Annotated in this window: 9 protein-coding genes; all 9 read right to left on the minus strand. The window is 41.3% G+C overall.

Features of this window, described 5'->3' with window-relative positions:
* Positions 1–148: 148 nt before the first annotated feature.
* Positions 149–2,104: a ribosomal protection-like ABC-F family protein gene (abc-f, locus tag DW173_RS11335; RefSeq protein ID WP_008024615.1), complete on the minus strand. Its 1,956-nt coding sequence runs from the start codon at positions 2,102–2,104 to the stop codon at positions 149–151.
* 142 nt (positions 2,105–2,246) lie between these two features.
* Complete coding sequence (locus tag DW173_RS11340) at positions 2,247–3,158, minus strand: NDP-sugar synthase (RefSeq protein WP_004299937.1); 912 nt, start codon at positions 3,156–3,158, stop codon at positions 2,247–2,249.
* A 523-nt stretch (positions 3,159–3,681) separates the two neighbouring features.
* On the minus strand, positions 3,682–6,024 hold the full coding sequence (locus tag DW173_RS11355) for a BamA/TamA family outer membrane protein (protein WP_087322928.1): 2,343 nt from the start codon (positions 6,022–6,024) through the stop codon (positions 3,682–3,684).
* Positions 6,025–6,026: 2 nt separating this feature from the next.
* Positions 6,027–10,538, minus strand: coding sequence for a translocation/assembly module TamB domain-containing protein (locus tag DW173_RS11360; RefSeq protein WP_199722837.1), 4,512 nt, complete (start codon positions 10,536–10,538; stop codon positions 6,027–6,029).
* A gap of 269 nt (positions 10,539–10,807) precedes the next feature.
* Positions 10,808–12,331, minus strand: coding sequence for a calcineurin-like phosphoesterase C-terminal domain-containing protein (locus tag DW173_RS11365; protein WP_004304922.1), 1,524 nt, complete (start codon positions 12,329–12,331; stop codon positions 10,808–10,810).
* 100 nt (positions 12,332–12,431) lie between these two features.
* Complete coding sequence (locus DW173_RS11370) at positions 12,432–13,934, minus strand: hypothetical protein (protein ID WP_225450265.1); 1,503 nt, start codon at positions 13,932–13,934, stop codon at positions 12,432–12,434.
* A 48-nt stretch (positions 13,935–13,982) separates the two neighbouring features.
* Positions 13,983–16,784, minus strand: coding sequence for a M16 family metallopeptidase (locus DW173_RS11375; RefSeq protein WP_004304924.1), 2,802 nt, complete (start codon positions 16,782–16,784; stop codon positions 13,983–13,985).
* 12 nt (positions 16,785–16,796) lie between these two features.
* Complete coding sequence (locus tag DW173_RS11380; protein ID WP_004304925.1) at positions 16,797–17,252, minus strand: hypothetical protein; 456 nt, start codon at positions 17,250–17,252, stop codon at positions 16,797–16,799.
* A 13-nt stretch (positions 17,253–17,265) separates the two neighbouring features.
* Complete coding sequence (locus tag DW173_RS11385; RefSeq protein ID WP_004324639.1) at positions 17,266–18,681, minus strand: RagB/SusD family nutrient uptake outer membrane protein; 1,416 nt, start codon at positions 18,679–18,681, stop codon at positions 17,266–17,268.
* Between the last annotated feature and the right edge of the window lie 18 nt (positions 18,682–18,699).

Raw genomic sequence — 18,699 nt, forward strand, 5'->3', positions numbered from 1 at the left:
GAGGAAGAAGGTGACCGACACCGAGGAACGCCTCGTTCCTCAACGAGAAACACCTGTTTCGACACCGAGAAACAGATACCCGCCAGGAATACCTTCTACCGAGGTATAACGTTTCTCTCACATAGTGCCCGGAAATATGCATTTTGTTCTAATTTTTCGTTTCTTCCAGTTCCATCGAAACCCGTTCCCACTCTTCAACAATGCCATCCAACTGTTGCTTCAGTTTTTGATGCCGTTCATAGAGCTGCATATCCGAAGCTCCTTCGGGAGTTGCCATCTTCGCTTCTACGATAGCAATCGCGGATTCGGTTTCCTCTATTGAGGCTTCGCAGTCCGCCACCTGGCGTTCGAGTTTCTTAATCTTCTTATTAAGTTCTTTCTGGGCTTCGTAAGAGAGCTTATTCTCCGAAGGCTGACCGGTTTCAGGTTCATTACCTTTAGCTGAAGCCGTAGGAGAAGCCGACAGTCCCGCTCCTTTCTGAAGCTCGTTCAAGCTATCTATCTTTTTCTTTTGCAAGAATTCATAGATACCTCCAAGGTGTTCTTTTACAAGTCCACCACCAAACTCATATACTTTAGTCGCAAGTCCATCCAGAAAATCACGGTCGTGGCTGACAAGAATCACTGTTCCGTCAAATTCGCGGATAGCTTCCTTCAAAACATCTTTCGAACGCATATCCAAATGATTGGTCGGTTCGTCCAGAATCAGTAGATTTACGGGTTCCAGCAGAAGTTTAATCATCGCCAATCGCGTACGTTCTCCTCCGGAAAGGACTTTCACCTTTTTATCCGAAGCTTCGCCTCCAAACATGAAAGCTCCCAGTATATCACGTATCTTCAGACGGATATCTCCTGTCGCTACTCGGTCAATCGTATCGAATACAGTCAGGTTCTCATCCAACATTTGTGCCTGGTTCTGCGCAAAATAACCGATTTGTACATTATGTCCGATCGTTAGTTTGCCTTCGAAATCAATTTCGTCCATGATACATTTCACCAAGGTAGACTTACCCTCTCCGTTCTTTCCGACGAAAGCCACTTTCTCTCCCCTGTTGATAGTCAGGTTGACATCATGGAAAACGACATGGCTGCCATACGCTTTGCGCACATCTTCGCAAATCACAGGATAGTTTCCGCTACGACTGGCTGGAGGGAATTTTAAACGCAAGGCGGAATTATCTTCCTCGTCCACTTCGATGCGGTCTATCTTTTCCAGTTGCTTGATACGGCTTTGCACCTGTACGGCCTTCGTTGCTTTATAACGGAAGCGTTCAATAAAATCTTCCGTATCTTGTATTTGTTTCTGCTGATTTTCGTAAGCACGGAGCTGTTGCTCACGGCGTTCTTTACGCAAGACTACAAATTCATCGTACTTCACTTTGTAGTCGTAAATCTGACCGCAAGTAATTTCGATGGTGCGGGTAGTTACGTTATTCAGGAAAGCACGGTCATGGCTGACTAATACGACTGCATTGGCACGTGTAGACAAAAAGTTTTCCAACCATTGGATACTTTCAATATCAAGGTGATTGGTCGGCTCATCGAGCAAAAGCACGTCCGGGCGTCGTAAAAGCAGTTTTGCCAATTCGATACGCATACGCCATCCACCGGAAAACTCCGAAGTAGGGCGTTCAAAATCTTCCCGGCTGAATCCCAATCCAAGAAGTGTCCGTTCGATTTCCGCCTGAAAGTTCGTACCGCCCATCATCAGGAAGCGGTCGTTTTCATGCGTGAAACGGTCTATCAACTGATGATATTCTTCCGAATCATAGTCTGTCCGTTCCGCCAGTTCCTGATTCATCCGTTCCAACTTCGCCTGAAGCTCAAATATATGTTCGAATGCCAGTTCTGCCTCTCCCATCACCGTCCGGTTGTCGGAAAGAATCATGACCTGTGGCAAATATCCGATGGTTACATCTTTCGGAGTAGCTACCACTCCGCGTGTCGGTGACTGCAAACCTGCCAATATCTTCAGCATGGTTGATTTGCCGGCACCATTTTTGCCGACCAGCGCAATGCGGTCTTTCTTATTAATTACATAGCTGACGTCCTCAAAAAGCGGCGTCGCATTAAATTCTACTGATAATCCTTCTACTGAAATCACTTCTGCTTCTGATTTATAACATTTTGGACTGCAAAGATACTGAATATTTATTAGATACTACTTAGTATGATACGTTATGAAAAACAAAAAAAGCAGTCATTCTTATGAATGACTGCTCTTTATCTTAATCAATGGCTCTTCTTTAGAACAACTTAGCAGGATATTCACCGGCATCTACCAATGCCTGAATCTTGTCTACTACGCTCTGACGGTCTTCCGGATAAGTGACGCCGAACCACTTGCTGGTAGTATCCAGTACTTCAACAGTGGCAGTTCCGTCATTAATCAATTTATCTACCATCAATGGGATGAAGAACTCGCTCTTCAGGTTTTCCATATTCTTCGGATCGCTAAGGAAAGTCTTGAAGAATTCCTGGCTGTAAGCGAAGTAATCAGGAGTGAATCCCCAGAAGTTCATACTTACCGGAGTCGTGTCGGGAGTAGCCGTCCATTCGCCATCATCACCGATATATTTCACTTCACCGTCCAGACGTTGAATCTTCGTACGTTCTACTACAGATGTCAACAATCCTTTAGCATCTGTACTACAGATACCACGAGATACCGTACCGCTTTCGCTCAATGTATTTCCTACACGAAAACCTACCATTGAATAAACGTTCTTTGAATTTTCAGGAAGAGCAGAAAGGAATTTGCCCATTACCTGGAAAGAATCACGACCATAGAAGTCATCGCAGTTGATCACTGCAAACGGTTCTTTAATCACATCAGCACCCATCATTACTGCATGGTTAGTACCCCAAGGTTTGGTACGGTCTGCCGGGCAAGTAAAGCCTTCCGGAAGATCGTCAATTGACTGAAATACCAGTTCGCAAGGAATGTGACCTTCGTATTTGGAAATAATTTTATCACGGAAATCTTGTTCAAAATCTTTGCGGATTACAAATACAAGTTTGCCAAATCCGGCATTGATAGCATCATAGATTGAGTAATCCATAATAGTTTCGCCATTAGGACCCAGTCCGTCTAATTGCTTCAAGCCTCCATAACGGCTACCCATACCGGCTGCCAATAAGAATAAAGTTGGTTTCATAAATTGTGTAATATTAAAAGGTTAGTGATGTCAACGGCATCAGATTTCGTTGCAAATTTACAAAAACTTTCTTTCTTTTGTCTTGAAACAAAAGAAAGAAACAAAGAAAAATTCAAGACTGACTTTTTTCTCCTACTCACACCCTTCACTACGCTAAAGGGCAGAAACTCGCTTCGCTCAAACAATCTGCCCTTTTTAACGCTTCGTTACGGGTGTTCGCTTAACGGAGAAAAAAGTAGGTCGGAAAACCTTTCGGCATGTAAACCCATGCAGAATCAAAAGTACATCAATGACAAATCTAGAAATCCGGTAATTCATAACCTATGCAGCAAACACGCCGAAAGGGGATCGGCCTCGTTTTTCCGGCGTTAAGCGCAGGCGTTTTCTCCAGCGTTAAAAAGGGCAGACTGTTTGAGCGAAGCGAGTTTCTGCCCTTTAGCCGGAGAGAACACCGGAGTAGCCGGAAAAACGCAGCCTTGAATTTTCTTTGGTTCTTTCTTTGTTTCAAGACAAAGAAAGAACGTTAGAAGGGATAACCGATAGCAAAATGTATTCCCAGATTCTTCATAAAGGATCCTGTGACATTGTAATATCCGCTTCGTTCTGTATCGTAAGGCAGATGCAAAGGAATACCGAAATCAAGACGGAACACAAGAATATCCATATCATAACGAATACCGACACCGGTGCCCAAAGCGATCTGTTTCGGGAACGTTTTCAGTTCGAGTTGTGAATTGGGACGGGCCTCATCCTTGCGCATCAGCCAAACGTTTCCCGCATCCAGGAAAGTGGCTCCCCAAATGCTCTTAAAGATACGGAAACGGTATTCTACATTTGCCTCAAAACGGAAAGTACCCGTCTGGTCGAGGTAAGAGTAGCGGCTTTCCGCCGGATGGTATCCGCCCGGGCCGATGCTACGTACCGTAAAAGCGCGGATGCTGTTGGCACCACCCACATAGAATTGTTCGCTGTAAGGGGCTATCGTTGCATTACCGTAGGCGAAGAGAGCGCCCAAAGCTACACGGGAAGCAATCTTATTATTCTTGTCCATATTCCACAAATGGCGGAATTCCGTATTCAGTTTCACAAACTGCGCGAAAGGGACGTTCAGCAAACGCTTGTCCTCTTTGCTGAAAGACTGACCGAAAGCACGGTAAATCACCGAGGTCAGGTTACCGGCAGAGGTTACAGTCGATTGCCACCAGATCGGATTTTTAATACCGCGTGCGGAGGCATTATCATACGTATAGGTATATTCCATAGCAGGAATAAACTGGTCTTTCAAACTGATATATAATGCAGGATTGGCATCGGCAATCTCCCTGAACTCTTCCGATTGGTGTTGCAGGACGTTGAATGTCAGTTTGAAAGGGGTGATACTATGCCGGCTTGTACGTGTCGGTTGGAAATCGTAGGTAGCATTTCCGCCGAATGACAATAGTTTATAATACCTGGCACGGTTCAACTGGTCGATGTATAAACGGAATGTAGTGGTAGCCGGGAAGTCAAACTCCCTTTTCCCCCAATGCGGGAAAACCACGCGCGGGAAAGTCAGAGAGGTAGAAACTCCCATCTCCCAGCTGTTCATCAAAGAGCTTTTTTCTCCTCCGCCGGTTTGCCATTCATAAGAGCCTTTCAGCTTCACGTTCCAGCTTTCGCCACCTCCGAATACATTGTTCCGGGTGACACCGAATGATGCTCCGGGACCGGTTTGGTCGTTACTTTTGGTTACGACATTCAATTCCAGTTCGGCGTCCAGCGGCTTGGCAAACGTGGCCTGCATGGTTACGTTCAGCGTATCACAAACGGCTGTCGTATCTTTCGGAGCATATTGCAAATCCAGATAACTGAAGATTCCCAACTGGCTAAGTTTCTCCTGCACCTGCTCCTGTCGATACTGACTGTAAAGACGGGTACGATTGGAAGCCCGCATCTGTGCATTCCGCACAAACTGTTGATAGTTCAACCAACGATAAAGCATATTCGGACGTACCTGCAATTTCTTATAATAATGTATATTCAGATTCTTATACATCATGCTGTCATTGGGCGCCTCACCATTCTTGCCAAACAGGTAAACAGAAGCATCTCCTACATAGTAAGGACGTTGTGCCGCAGCGGGTAATCCCGGAACGGGAATCAGACGAAGGCTGATATGTCCACCGGGAACCAATGTCGTATCTGCCTGATAAGTCATATAATCGGGACGGAAGTAAAAATATCCCCGGTTACGCAACAGCGTACTGATACGGGTACGCTCTTCATCCAGATCGACCACGTTAAACTGCTCGCCGGGACTTATATAAGACATTCGACGTCCCCGTTCCATAATGCGCAACGTTTGAGGAGTGAAACGCTGATAATAAACCGTATCTATAAAATAAGGATTCTTCATGTCTACCGTATAAAGAATACTTGCTTTCAGGCTGTCTTTCTTATCGACCAATGTTTCATAAGTCACTTTCCCATTGAAGTAACCATAATCACGGAGTAAGTTTGTAGCCACCTTGATACGAATCTCCGGATTGACAGTAGAGATAAACACCGGAGGATTGGCAGCCAGGCGGTTGAACATCCACTTTCCAAATCCCTTTTTATATTTCACAAAGTCGTTATACATCCACATTTTAAAAGGAATAGGCAGAAGGCCTCCTAACATCTTTGTACTGGGAGTTTTGTCAAGAGCCGCATCAATCTCTGTTAAAGCCGTCTCTCCTACCGGTGTTGCCGACTTATTCTCTACCACCGTTTTTCCTCCTGTATAAAGTACCTCCCCTTCAGGCAGGTGTTTTGTCACCGAACAGCCCGAAAACAAAATGATACCAATCAGACAACTTGCTAATATGTTATTATATATCCCTTTCATGCTTACTTCTTTTTCTTAAAGATGAACAGTTCACTGAGTTTGTCCAGTTTCTTGCGAAGTACCAGACCGACTCCTGTTTCCGTAATCTCGCCTTCGAGTACACTCTCGTAGTTTTTATCGTAGAACAGACGAACATAACGGGTTCCGGTTCTATCCAAACGATATTCCAGAGAGATGTTATCGATAAAGGATTCCGCATCATTCGTCGCATTCTCACCTGTAGACACCTTACCTCCGATTACAATCTGGAAACGGTTGTTAAAGAGACGTTGTGAATAACGGAAACTGTAATCCGTACGCTTACCACCCGTATCCGACAAATTGTGATCTTCGATACCGACAGAAACACTGGCATTTTTCAAATTTCCCATCAATGAGTTGATTTGGCTGCTTAATACGGAGTTCAGTGCGGAACCCATATTTAGTTTACCCAATCCACCACCTCCGCCACCAATCGGTCCGGTGCCAAGATAGGTTTTCATAACCATAATATAGAGGGCTTGTTTACCTCTCTCTTCCGCCCCCATGGCTGTCAACTCGTTTTGTATGGTTGCATCTTCGGGAGCAGATACATCAAATGCAAAAGAAAGATTATCCAACCGGTTCTTGACAACGATGGACACATCGAAATTAACCGAACGTGTTCCGCCGTTCTCTCCCTCGGAAACAGAAGCACGGATACGATCGGTTGCTTTGAAGTTCAACATCGGGTCCATGGGGTTTCCTGTCCATTCCACATAGCTACCGTTATCGATAGCAAATTCTTTGGCAGCAATGACAGGTAAAGCATATTTCATCAAACCGCCGCTCAACGTATAGCGTCCGGTCAATGTCAGATCACCTTGCGGAGTATATTTCATAGAGAGGTCACCTCCCCCTTCCAGTTCGACACGATTGTCATTGCTTGCATCCAAATCGACTTTCAAACGGACGGATGGATCGATATGTACCATCATCACCATGTCCAACCCGCCTAAAGAAACAGTCGGCACTTCTTGTTGGACAACCGTAGTGGTGTCGCTAAACGAAGTAAAGGTTACCAGACTTCCCAAACGATCCTGTACCGTCAACGGCGAGTCGGTCAAGATATAGGAAACGTCTGTATTACCCAGCAGGCTCATGTTTCCACGCATGTTCAATCCATCCAACGGCCCTTTCACTGTTGCCCGGAAATCGGCAAAGACTTTTCCGTAGACCAGACTCTCACGAGTGCGTTTGGCATCCAGAAGCGTATAGTTCTGCGCCAGCAGATTCAGATTCGCCATCGGTCGGGACATATCCCTGAAATCAACATAACCGTCAATCGTGAATGGAGTTTTTCCTGTTGTATAGATAGCGAATTTATCAAATTCCAACCGATTATTCTTTATCTGTACCGGACGGTTATCAAATCTGAAGTTGGCACCATACTGCCGGGACAGGACAGAAACGCTATCCAATATCAGTTCGCCATTAATCAAAGGCTGTTCGGTGCTACCGGTAATATTCAGATTACCATCCATATCACCAGCTAATGTAACCATCTGATCGGGAATAAATACATTAGCTACACGAAGCGGGAAATGCTCTAAAGTGGCGTTCACTTCCAAGCTATCCTTTCCTAATCGGGTTGGGATCAACTTGCCATCCGCCACCATCACTTCCACCTTGTCATGATTCAGATAAGCGTTAAGATATTGCTTTCCTTGTTCGCCCGGCAACCAGGTAGCTCCTAATGTCACATCACCAATTCGTTGACGTTCATAAGTCAGCTCGTCAATAGATGATTCAACCGAGAGTTGAAGGTCTTTTTCAGTCTGTACGTAGTGTGCTTCCGCAGAGAATAAACCGGTTATTTCCGGGAAGTAAGGTAGTACCTTACTCAATTCGGCTAAACTGATTCTTCGGATTTCAACATCTATATTCTGTAAAGAAACAGTGTCTCCCTGCACCGAATGTACACGGAATCCCATTCCTTCATCATCCCACATATCTACATTAGCGTAAACACGCATATTTTTATGCACATAAATCCAATTGTGATTCTCATTAAAATGGAATTTCTGAAAGGCAACAATCGGTTCTTCCGGGATTAATGTGAAAGCTAATCCATCGCCTTTTCCATGACCTTCCAATAAAGGACGTGCATTGACGCCAAGCAATACGCCAGTTTCTCCTTTTCCATTCTTAAAGTCTACCAGCAGTTCCGCATCCCGGTCACGAATCTCTCCTGTCAGTGTAGTAGAGAAAGAGAATTGCGGATTCTTCGGTCCGTTAATAACACCGGCACGCAATTTCATGAGTGTAGTGTCTTGTTTGACCGTAAAGAAGATGGTGTCTAGTTGCAAAGTATCCACTTTCAAAGCGTGAATAGCGGCTTTTCCATTGATTCCCCAATCAGGAGCCGTTCCAAATTTCACTGAAGCATCATGGTAAGCAATCTTTTTAGTAGCCAGAAAATACGCCAAGGGGTTTTCTTGCCCTGCAGAGAAAGAGAAAACTGCCGTCGGTAACGCCTTACGCAATTCAGCGTGATTCAATGCTTTCTCATCAATCTGCTTCATCAATACATCCACAAAATGAGTAGATTGGCGAATTAAAGGATTAACACCGGAGCGTGCGCTCAAGTCGAGTTTCATATCACCGGAGATTAAATGTGCCGAAACTAAATCCCGACGGGCTTCGGCAACTAAGTTAAAAGTCAACGGACGCTTCATTGGCTGCGGCATAATTCCCAGTTCATGCAAATCCAGTTGAGTAACATCAATCGTTATTTTACCGTCGGGGTAACTGTGTGCCAGATTATATTCAGCATCTGTTATCATTTTCAATAAAGCATTATCGCTTGTCAGATGTGCAGTGACCAATGCGCCTTTAAGTTCTCCCGTCAGATCAAGATCGGAAAGATGGTATTTAGCATAATGAAGTTGATCTAATGCAAGATTCAATTTGGCAAATGAATGGTAGGACATGACATCTAATCCACGACCATTAGCTGCAGCCGAGAGAGAAAGTTCATAGATAGAGTCTTTCGGGAGGAAACTATGAAGTTGCAGATTGTCTATTTTCAGATCAGCCTTATAGACTTCGGTAGCGGTATTTAAGGCCGCATTCACATCCATAGCTCCTTGTCCTTCTTTCAAACGGAGATTTGCTTTATATTCAGGACCTTTGATATCCACTTTCGCCACCAGATTCATACTGTCAGGAATAACAAGCGTGCCATTAGGGGCTTCTCCCGACAGAGCGGTCAGGAAGTTTAGGTTTTGAGTGGTCATTTTCAGACCGATGGTTCCGGTGCGTGTGAGGTTGTCGGCGAGGTTTTCCAAAAGACCACCGCCCTCCAATGCAAAAGCCCCCGGCAGGTCTACTGTAAAGCGGGAAATCTGCATTTCTTTCAGATTGCCATCCGTACCGGCACGGATGACGAGCGGGCGGAATGGATAGGCTTCTTTGAAGCTTTCAGGTAGAGCACCGGCAAATAGCATGACGTCTTCTTTGCCAATATAGGCATTGAGACGGGCAGATAAGCGGCCCGTAGTCGGGATGTTGACCAGTTCCCAATAGGTATGTGCAGATAAATCGATTTCAGAATGTGGAGTGTTCAGTTTCAAACTGGGAACACAGATAACAGAATCATTGGAGTAGGCTCTACCCGTCAGGGCAGTGACGCTCAATCCGGAGCGTTCGTTCATGGTAAATTCACGAATGACTGCGTTCATATCCCTCCCTTTATACAGCAAGGAATCCAGAGCGATGCGAATATCCCGAACGGCAATATGAGAAGCGTCGAAGCCCTCTGTCGGTTGAGCAGTTCCGGTATCATAGCTGGCGGAGGTTCCCGATAATAAGAACTTCTTCAAGTCGTAGTATTGATTCTTCAAATCTGCTTGAGCATTATTGATGGCCGCTTCTCCAATATGGGCCGTCATACGCATGGAATCAGCAGGAAGTTGCATGCTGAACGATACATTTTTCAATTTCAACTGATGAAGAGCTACTTTCCAGTTGATCGGAGCAGAAGCTGTGGTATCTTTGGGCGTAGTTGTGGTATCATTCATCAGTAGCTGCATGTGAGTGTCGGATAGTTCGACCTGATTGATAACCGCTAGTTCATTAGACAGATCGACGCCATGACTTTGCAGGAAGAAACGTCCCAAAACGCCTTTAATCTTCATTCCCTCCATCAAATCGGCTGAATTAACGGCTACCCGGCTCAAAGTCACTTCATCCACTTCAACTTTTCCTTTTATCAACGGCCATGCCTGTACACGGACATTGAGGCTTTCTAAAGACAAAAGGGTGTCCGGCTGTTGAATGACCTCCACGCCACGTACCAACAGATTAAGTGGGAAACGAAGGTCTATCCGCTCCACCTGAATCTGCATGCCGGTTGCTTTAGAGGCGTATGCAGTAACCTCCCGACGCAAAAGATTCTGAACGGGAGGAACATAAAGCAATACCATTAGTATTACAAAGAGTATTATAGGAGTAAGCAGTATCCAGCTTACCCAACGTATCCATTTTCGTTTCATGTAAAATGTGTCAGTGTAAATAAGGTGACACAAAGTAAACAAATTATTCCGAAAAAAGGTTGACGACAGGAGCAAAATGTTCTGCAACAAAAGAAATATAAGTATTCTGTTTTTTCTGACTTCACCAGAAGCAGCGACTTATATTGCTTCATTTATATCATAATAAAAAAGATGAAGTTACTTGTTAGTCATATTACCCAATGTATCCGATTGTCTAATAAGACAGATATTGGCTCTATTTACAGATATACAGAATTCCTTAAAAAATACTATCTTTGATAATAAAAGCAGCGTTCGCCACTAGCTTTAAATCCCCATTGATCAGAAGCTTCAACAGCGATCAAATGAACACCTTCGCAGCACTCTTTAGGTAATTGTAGTCCCCAGATTTGAGGAGAAAATTGCCTTCTGAACGGATTTCTACGATTGAAACGAGTTGGATATATTTTTAGCTGATTCCAACTTCTCACCCTTGCTACATTCACATCAAGTTCTTCTTTCTTCTCACATAATAACCATTCACCATTATCCAAACGACAACGTACTATTGTACTATCTGAAGCTCCATAAACAGTTACAAGCATTTCTCCCTGGTGTTTGTTTCTCAATTCATCGATATAAACATCTGTCGAGTCAATACCTGCAATCCAAATATTCATCTGTCGGGAAGCATCCATCCCTATGCCCTTATACCGGAAAGAATAGTCTTTCTCTGTAAAATCAAAAACAAAATAATTACGAGGAGTACCACATTGCATCAAAGCAGACGGAATACCTTCCCAATCCTTTTCTCCCACCCACCAGAAACCACAAGAAGCCCCTGTTACTAATTCATGTACACAAACATCCTGACCATGTAAAAAATTCCTCTCCACCTGATGCATGTGCCCAGTCAAAGCTAAAACATTCCCTCGTCCTTCTAATATTTCAATCAATGCGGATGAATTAGTAGTATGTACTAATGGAATATGCATACAAAGTACGATCTGAGCATTTTTAGGTACAAGTTTCAGATCATTTGAGACAAAGCGCAATTGACTATCAGAAATCTTCCCTACATAAGAACGTGTTCCTTTACCATAGACATTATTTAGAACAATAAAATGTACGTTTCCTTCGTTAAAAGCATAAGTCGCTGATCCAAAAGCTGTATTATATGAAAAGGTTTGATTAATCCTTATAGAATCAGCATCCCGATCGTGATTACCTATAACTGTCCATGATTGTACAGGCAATAGTTCCATCATCTGTTTGATAGCGGGAAATAAATTTAAATTGTTATTCACTAAATCACCTAAAAATATATTGAACGAAGACGAATCTGCTTGCAAAAGTTCTGGCCATAAAGAACGGGAAGCATAATCCAACTCCTGAGAATTACCGACTTGTACATCTCCTATTGCGTTTATTGAGAAATGCTTATTTACCTTTTTCTTATTCAATCCAAAATTGATTTGTTGCGTCTCGGTATCCCCATGACTATTCCAATAATAAAATCCTGAATTTACTATTTGATTAGACAATAGTGTCCAATTATTCGGAAGAATCGGGAAGATACTGTTTCCCTTAGAAAGTCTGATTCTGAAATGTCCCTGTTTATCTGCAAGTAGAACAGTATCTCCATTAGATATGGCTATTCCCGAAATACCTTTTTCTCCTTTGTCCTGAATCCCATTTTGATTACCATCTTCATAGACACAACCTTCTATCCAAGCAACATCTTGAGCCAAACATTTTGTGGAAACAAAACTGCCTAATAAGAAGAATATATATATAATCATGAACTTTTTCATTTTTTCATCTTATTAAGATAAAAACAAGGAAGGATATATTAAGATAAAAACCATCTATACCCTTCCTCGCATTTACATTATTTTATTAAAAGCATAACGTTTACTTATCTGTATATTTAAAAACTATAGCATGGTTATTGTCATCTGTAAATGAAATATATCCAACTCCTGTGGAGGAGAAAGCTATATTCAAATTACTAGAAGCAATATCTGCTAATTTATGAGGATCTGACCATTGCTTAGTTTCATTATCCAAATAAATAACCTTTGGATAATCTTGATCTTGTTCATCTCTGTAGGCAACAAAAGGAGTACCATCAGGAGCTATTGATATGGCCACTGAAGTTGAAGTTGAGGTTTTAAAATCCAAAGGCAATGGATTTCCTCCTACTGTGGACCATTGTTTTGTTACCGGATCATATTTCTTTAGTCTCAAGTTATACACACCTGATGTCACTGCATCATCACTTGTTAAGATATAAAGTGTACCATTTTCTTCTGCTTCAATATCCAATCCAACAATACCAGTCTGAGTAGCATTTGGTTCTACATAGTTATTTAATAGAATACTCCATGTTCCATTTTTATATTCATATACTGAATGACCATAATTTACGCCTGCTACTGCCCCACGGTTAACCACCAACAGATAGGCAGCATGCTCTGTCTTAGCAAGATTACAATTATAGATTGGAGTCCCGGAAGCCAAAAGTGGTAATTCACTACTCGCCCAACTGTTCTGATAAATAGACATAACTAACACTCGCCTTGGAAAAGAAACTTTGTTGCTATTGTTCACTTGTGAAACAATAGTCTCTCCATTATCTAATACTCTTAAATGTAATTGCTGAGATTGAGCATTTACAAATCCTTGATTACCTACATAATTCCAGGTAGTCCCATTCCATTTCATTAAAGACGCAGCACCTGCAACTGTGGTAGCACTGTTATCAGAATAAACGACATAAGGAATTCCATCCTTGTCAATATCAAAATCATAATTTGACAAACTAACTTCTCCTCCAAAGCCTTCTAAAGAACCAACTGCTGTCCAAGTTGTACCATCAACAAGTTTTATGACAGCCATTTTCTCTTCTTCTTTTAGTTTAAAACCAAGATATGGAACTTGATCCACCGGGTTTATTTTTAAAACAGATCCACTGAAAACTGATGTCGCTGTAAAGTCCGGCATTCTTACCCAAGCCATATTAGAAGACTTAGCAACTGTTATCGTATACTTTACATTCTGTTTTCCATTACTAACAATGTAATCTACAGGAGCTGTAAAATCATTGGCAGTAGCACCACTAACTTGTGTAACTCCATCTACCAAGACGATATTACCATCGTTCGTCGTAAAGCGAGCGACAAGTGCACTTTTATCTATAAATGCAGGCATAGTAACCTTAGCTGTTGTGGAAGATAGGGTAGCTATATAATCATCTGATAATATACTTGAATTATCTTCAGCATAAAACCCAAAGGTTAACAGCTTAGCTTCAACTCCTTCATCTGTCCCATCATTCTTGTCATCCGAACAAGATGAAAACGCAGCAAACAAAACAATTACTGCCATCCAAAATAAATCTTTCATTCTATTCATACCATAAATATTTGTGGACCGGAGTCCTGTTATACAATCATATTATTACTAATTTTTAGGGTAAAGCACAGCTTTTATCATGGGAGTAGTGCTCAATAAAGATTTTGCAAAAGAAGAAATATCTTTTGCTGTTATACTATTTACTGTTTGTGCATAATTATTCAGATATTTCCAATCCTCCTGTTGATTGAATATGGAATTGCGAATCCAAGAAGTCCAAAAAGAGTTTTTTTGTTTATCCAATTCAAAATCTTTCAAAAGATTACGTTTAACATCCGTTAATATACCGTCAAATGATTCCGGATATTCATAAAGTCTTTGTAATTCTTCTTGTGTAGCATTAACCAAACTATCAACATCCTCTGGCAAGCAGACAAATCCAATCATCGTTCGTGATAAGAAAGAAGGATATAAACCCGCACTCGAAGCTACGCTTACACTATAGACTTTTCCCATTTCCTCACGCAAACGGTTAAGTAAACAAGTGCGCAACATCGCTTTCATTACATTCGATTTCAATGTGAATGAGCTAAACTCCTCTAACAAACTGTCTTGCTGGAAAATCAATGAAACTGATGCTTTAGGAGAATCCCCCGTGTGACGTATCAATGAACAGGATTTATAAGGTATATTACGTTCTGTATAACACCAATCCGTATCATTCGATCCTTTAGGTAATCCACCAATATATGTAGTGATTAACGGCTTTATATCCTGTATAGTACAGTCTCCCAAAATAACAAATGTGTAATCTTTCGCTGCACCATAAAAACGATTGAATAGAGGAAGCATATCCTCTTGCTTTACATATCGTGTTATTAAAGAATCAGAAAGTATTGTATTTGTGTAATTTCGTCCGTTCAAAAGCCACATTAGTTCTTCCTGAAAAAACTCCGTCGGACTTTTTTGCTTGACACGATAATTTTCTTTTGTCTTCTCTATTGTTTGTTTACAAATTGCTGTATCCAACTGAGGGTACATCCATTTGGTATAGAGTAGTTGAAACATTGTTTCCATATCCTTTACCTGCGATACTCCAGCTAGCCCAGTACGTGTCTTATCAACAAGTAGACGCATAGAAGCAGAGTTTCCTGCCAGAAAATAGTTCAATGCATCCCTTGAAAAATTTCCGGCTCCAGAAAGTGAAATAATACTGGGAGCGAATAGACCTGTATAATAATGTAAAGAATCTAAAGAATAAAGCCCTCCTTTCCGAAAACCAGTCAACAACACCTTCCCCTTATCGAGTTCTGAAGACTTAAATATAATGCGCGTGCCATTATTTAGCCAAAGAGACACAGCTCCTATCTCTGGTATATTTTCTTCTCTGACAATATGTCCCCCCGACGGTAATTGGCATAATTCATCCGGTACAGAAAAATATTTATTATACCGTTTCGAAGATTGTTTTCTGGCTTCTTTTATAATTGACATCAAAGTCGCATCTCCATTCACTTCCTTATTAGCTTTTTCATTTGCTCGCAATAGATAATGCATCTTTTGGGGTGAATATACTTTTGCCAAATTCCTAACCAAAGCAACAGAGTCTAGTTCTGGAAAATATCGTTGAACTAATCGATACTCTTCTTGTAATGAGGTAAATCTGTTTCCTACATAAAAATCGGCATAAATATCGTTCATTAATTCAACGGAAGCAGGATTTTGCTGATTTTGAAGTTTATTCTCCAAGTTATTATAAATAACCTTTTTGGCACGTTCTATTTCCGTCTCAGTAAACCCATAACGAAAGATTTGCTGTTGCTGTGCAATAAACTCCGAAATACCTTTTTCCATTTTCCCAGGTAGTAGTTCTACCGAACATAGCAATACTCCAGTTGCATTCAGAAAACTTGAGTACTGAATACTGGCTTTCCTATAAGAAGGATTTTCAAAAGCCCAAGCATTCATTCGCATCTTAAAAAGGCGATTCAATAATGTTCGGGTCAAATAAGCCTTATAATCCTTTGCTGTCTGAACCGGTTTTGAAAGTGGCAGCAACTGAATCATATCCAATTCTATTGTTTTCAGCGATTCATTGGTAAGTATCTTTACCGCTTCCTTTTTATAAACAGGAATGTGGCATTGCTTCCAAATAGGAGAGGCAAGAGACGATAGTTTCCCGAATTTCTCCTTTATAAGCGTCTCAACCTGTTCAGGATTTATATCACCTACAACGGCCACAGCCATTAGTGAAGGATGATACCATGTTTGATAATAATCCAGAATATCCTCTCGTTTACAGTTTCTAATGACAGCCGTATCACCAATAGTCATTCGTTCGGAATAGTGCGAACTATTCAGAAGCTCCAATAGAAAAGCTGTATCACTATCGCGTTTGGCATCTCTCTTCGACAACCATTCCGAAAGTATAACTCCACGTTCTTTTTCTACCTGCATTGAATCGATAGAAAGCCCGCCTGCCCAATCAGCTAAGATAGTTAATGTTGAATCTACCATTTGAGGATTGGATGAAGGCAACTGCAATTTATACACAGTCTCATTAAACGAGGTGTGCGCGTTTAAATCTTTCCCGAATTTGGCTCCTTTCGACTCTAAGAAACGAACCATACCATCAGAGGGGAAATGATAACTACCATTAAATGCCATGTGTTCTAGGAAATGAGCCAATCCTCGTTGATTCTCCTTCTCCATGACGGAACCAGCCTTCACAAACAAACGATAAACGGCTTCCCCTTTGGGATTCGTATTCGGGTAAATATAATAGGTTAATCCATTATCCAGTTTTCTTACAATCAGATTCTTATCATACTGTAAGAACTCCGATGATTGCCCGTATACAACAGGGCTTAGCAATAAGCCTATAAAAATCAGCCATAAAAACTTTTTCATTCTACTCCTTCATTAATTCTGTTTCTCTATCACCAGTTCGCGCTGTAAACCGTCGGGACCTGGAAGCCCCATAGTCAGTCCTTGATTATTGCCAGTCAAACGAATGGTTATTGTATTGTCTTTGTTCTCATCTAAATGATTTGGCATCCATCGGATGCGTATGGGCATATCATAAATACCCGGTAGAAAAGTTAATGTACTACCCTTTGTTACCAGTTCAAAATCAACACCGGATTTCAGACCATCTCCTACTATGACTTGATAGTTCACTTCCAGATTCTCAGTCAGAGGTTTCGAACTCAGATACACACTATAAGTATTAATGTTATTCACATCCGACTTGACAATAACTTTAGATACACCTTTATCTGTCATAATATGAATAAAAGGCGTATCATAAGGCTCTTTCTCATCAGTAGTACATGCCCAAAGGCAGCTTATTAGTAATATAAAGTATAGTGATCTCATAAATGATTTATTTTTAATTGTTTACTGTCGGATTGGGTTGCATATTTGTATTCGCATTCAATTCTACTTGCGGAATAGGCAATACAAAATAATCACTAGGATAAACGATCTTTTCCACTGAAGAATTCGTATTTTCCTCACGTTTAAGATCCTGCTTCCAGCGTATAATGTCAAAGAAGTTATGTCCCTCAAAACAGAGTTCCTTTACACGTTCCTTCTCTATCAGTTGTATCAGTTTTGCGTCTGAATATTGACTAAGTGTATTGACTGCATAGTCTGTATCTACAGCACGCTCCAAAATAGATTTAAGATATCCGGAAGCAGCTGTATAATCTTTCAGATGCCAAGCTGCTTCAGCAGCATTCATATACATTTCGGAAAGACGGAAAACAAATGGATCATCCCTATTCACTTGATTATCTGGCTGTTTTAGAGAATAATATTTGGAACAATAAGCTATTCCATCTTTATTTCTAAGTAAGCCAAGACGGATATCTCCTTCATCGAACAACGTAAATAATGTATCTGCAGGAACACAGGAAGCATCATAAAAAGCCTTTAATTTTCCTGATTGATCTATTCCATTCAATCGAAAGATAGCTTCTCCCGTAGTAGAAAGATCCTGGTACATATTTAAATAGGTATCTCCTTGAGACAGTTTCCCTGTCCCAATTGCCAGTTTTGCATACTTCAGGGCGTTATTCCAATCTTCCATATACAAATAGACTCTCGAATATAATGCGTTGACCGCTTGTAAAGAAGCATAATATATTCCACTTGATTCAATGCCCCTGAAACAATCGGCAGCTCGTTCCAAATCTGCTAAAATTTGTAAATATACTTTCTTAACACTCTCCCTGGAAACATTATCATCGGGACCTGGAGTTTTTAATAGAATAGGAACTCCTAAATGTGAAGCATCTGACGTGTAATTATAAGGTTGTGCATATACCCTACATAAATCGAAATGGCACAATGCCCTCAAGAATAAAGCTTCTCCGAGAATACGTTGACACATATCCTTTGCATTCGGATAAGCTGAAATCACCTGAGGCTGATATTGAATTACATTATTCACATTTGCCAAGGCTTCATATATTTTACGCCAAATATACCCTACAGCTCCTGTCTCTTGTAAAGCATCAGAAGTAAAATTATACTGATCAAGCATATCTGCTCCTGCAGAGACATACTTCATTGACAACATATTTCCGGCAACATCCGGATATTTTGTAAACTCATTGTCATAATAAGCATACATCTTATTATATGCGCCAACCAGCCCTGCATTAAGTCCGTCAGGATCTGAAAGGAATGAAGGGATTGTTGTTTTTCCTTTTTCTTCAACTTCTAAAAAATTGGTACAACTGCTAACCAATTGCATAATGATGCATAAAGCACCGACTAGTAGATATATTCTTTTTTTCATGTTATCTTAAACCTATTT

The sequence above is a fragment of the Bacteroides sp. AM16-13 genome (assembly GCF_003602705.1).
Taxonomy (GTDB): Bacteria; Bacteroidota; Bacteroidia; order Bacteroidales; family Bacteroidaceae; genus Bacteroides; species Bacteroides xylanisolvens.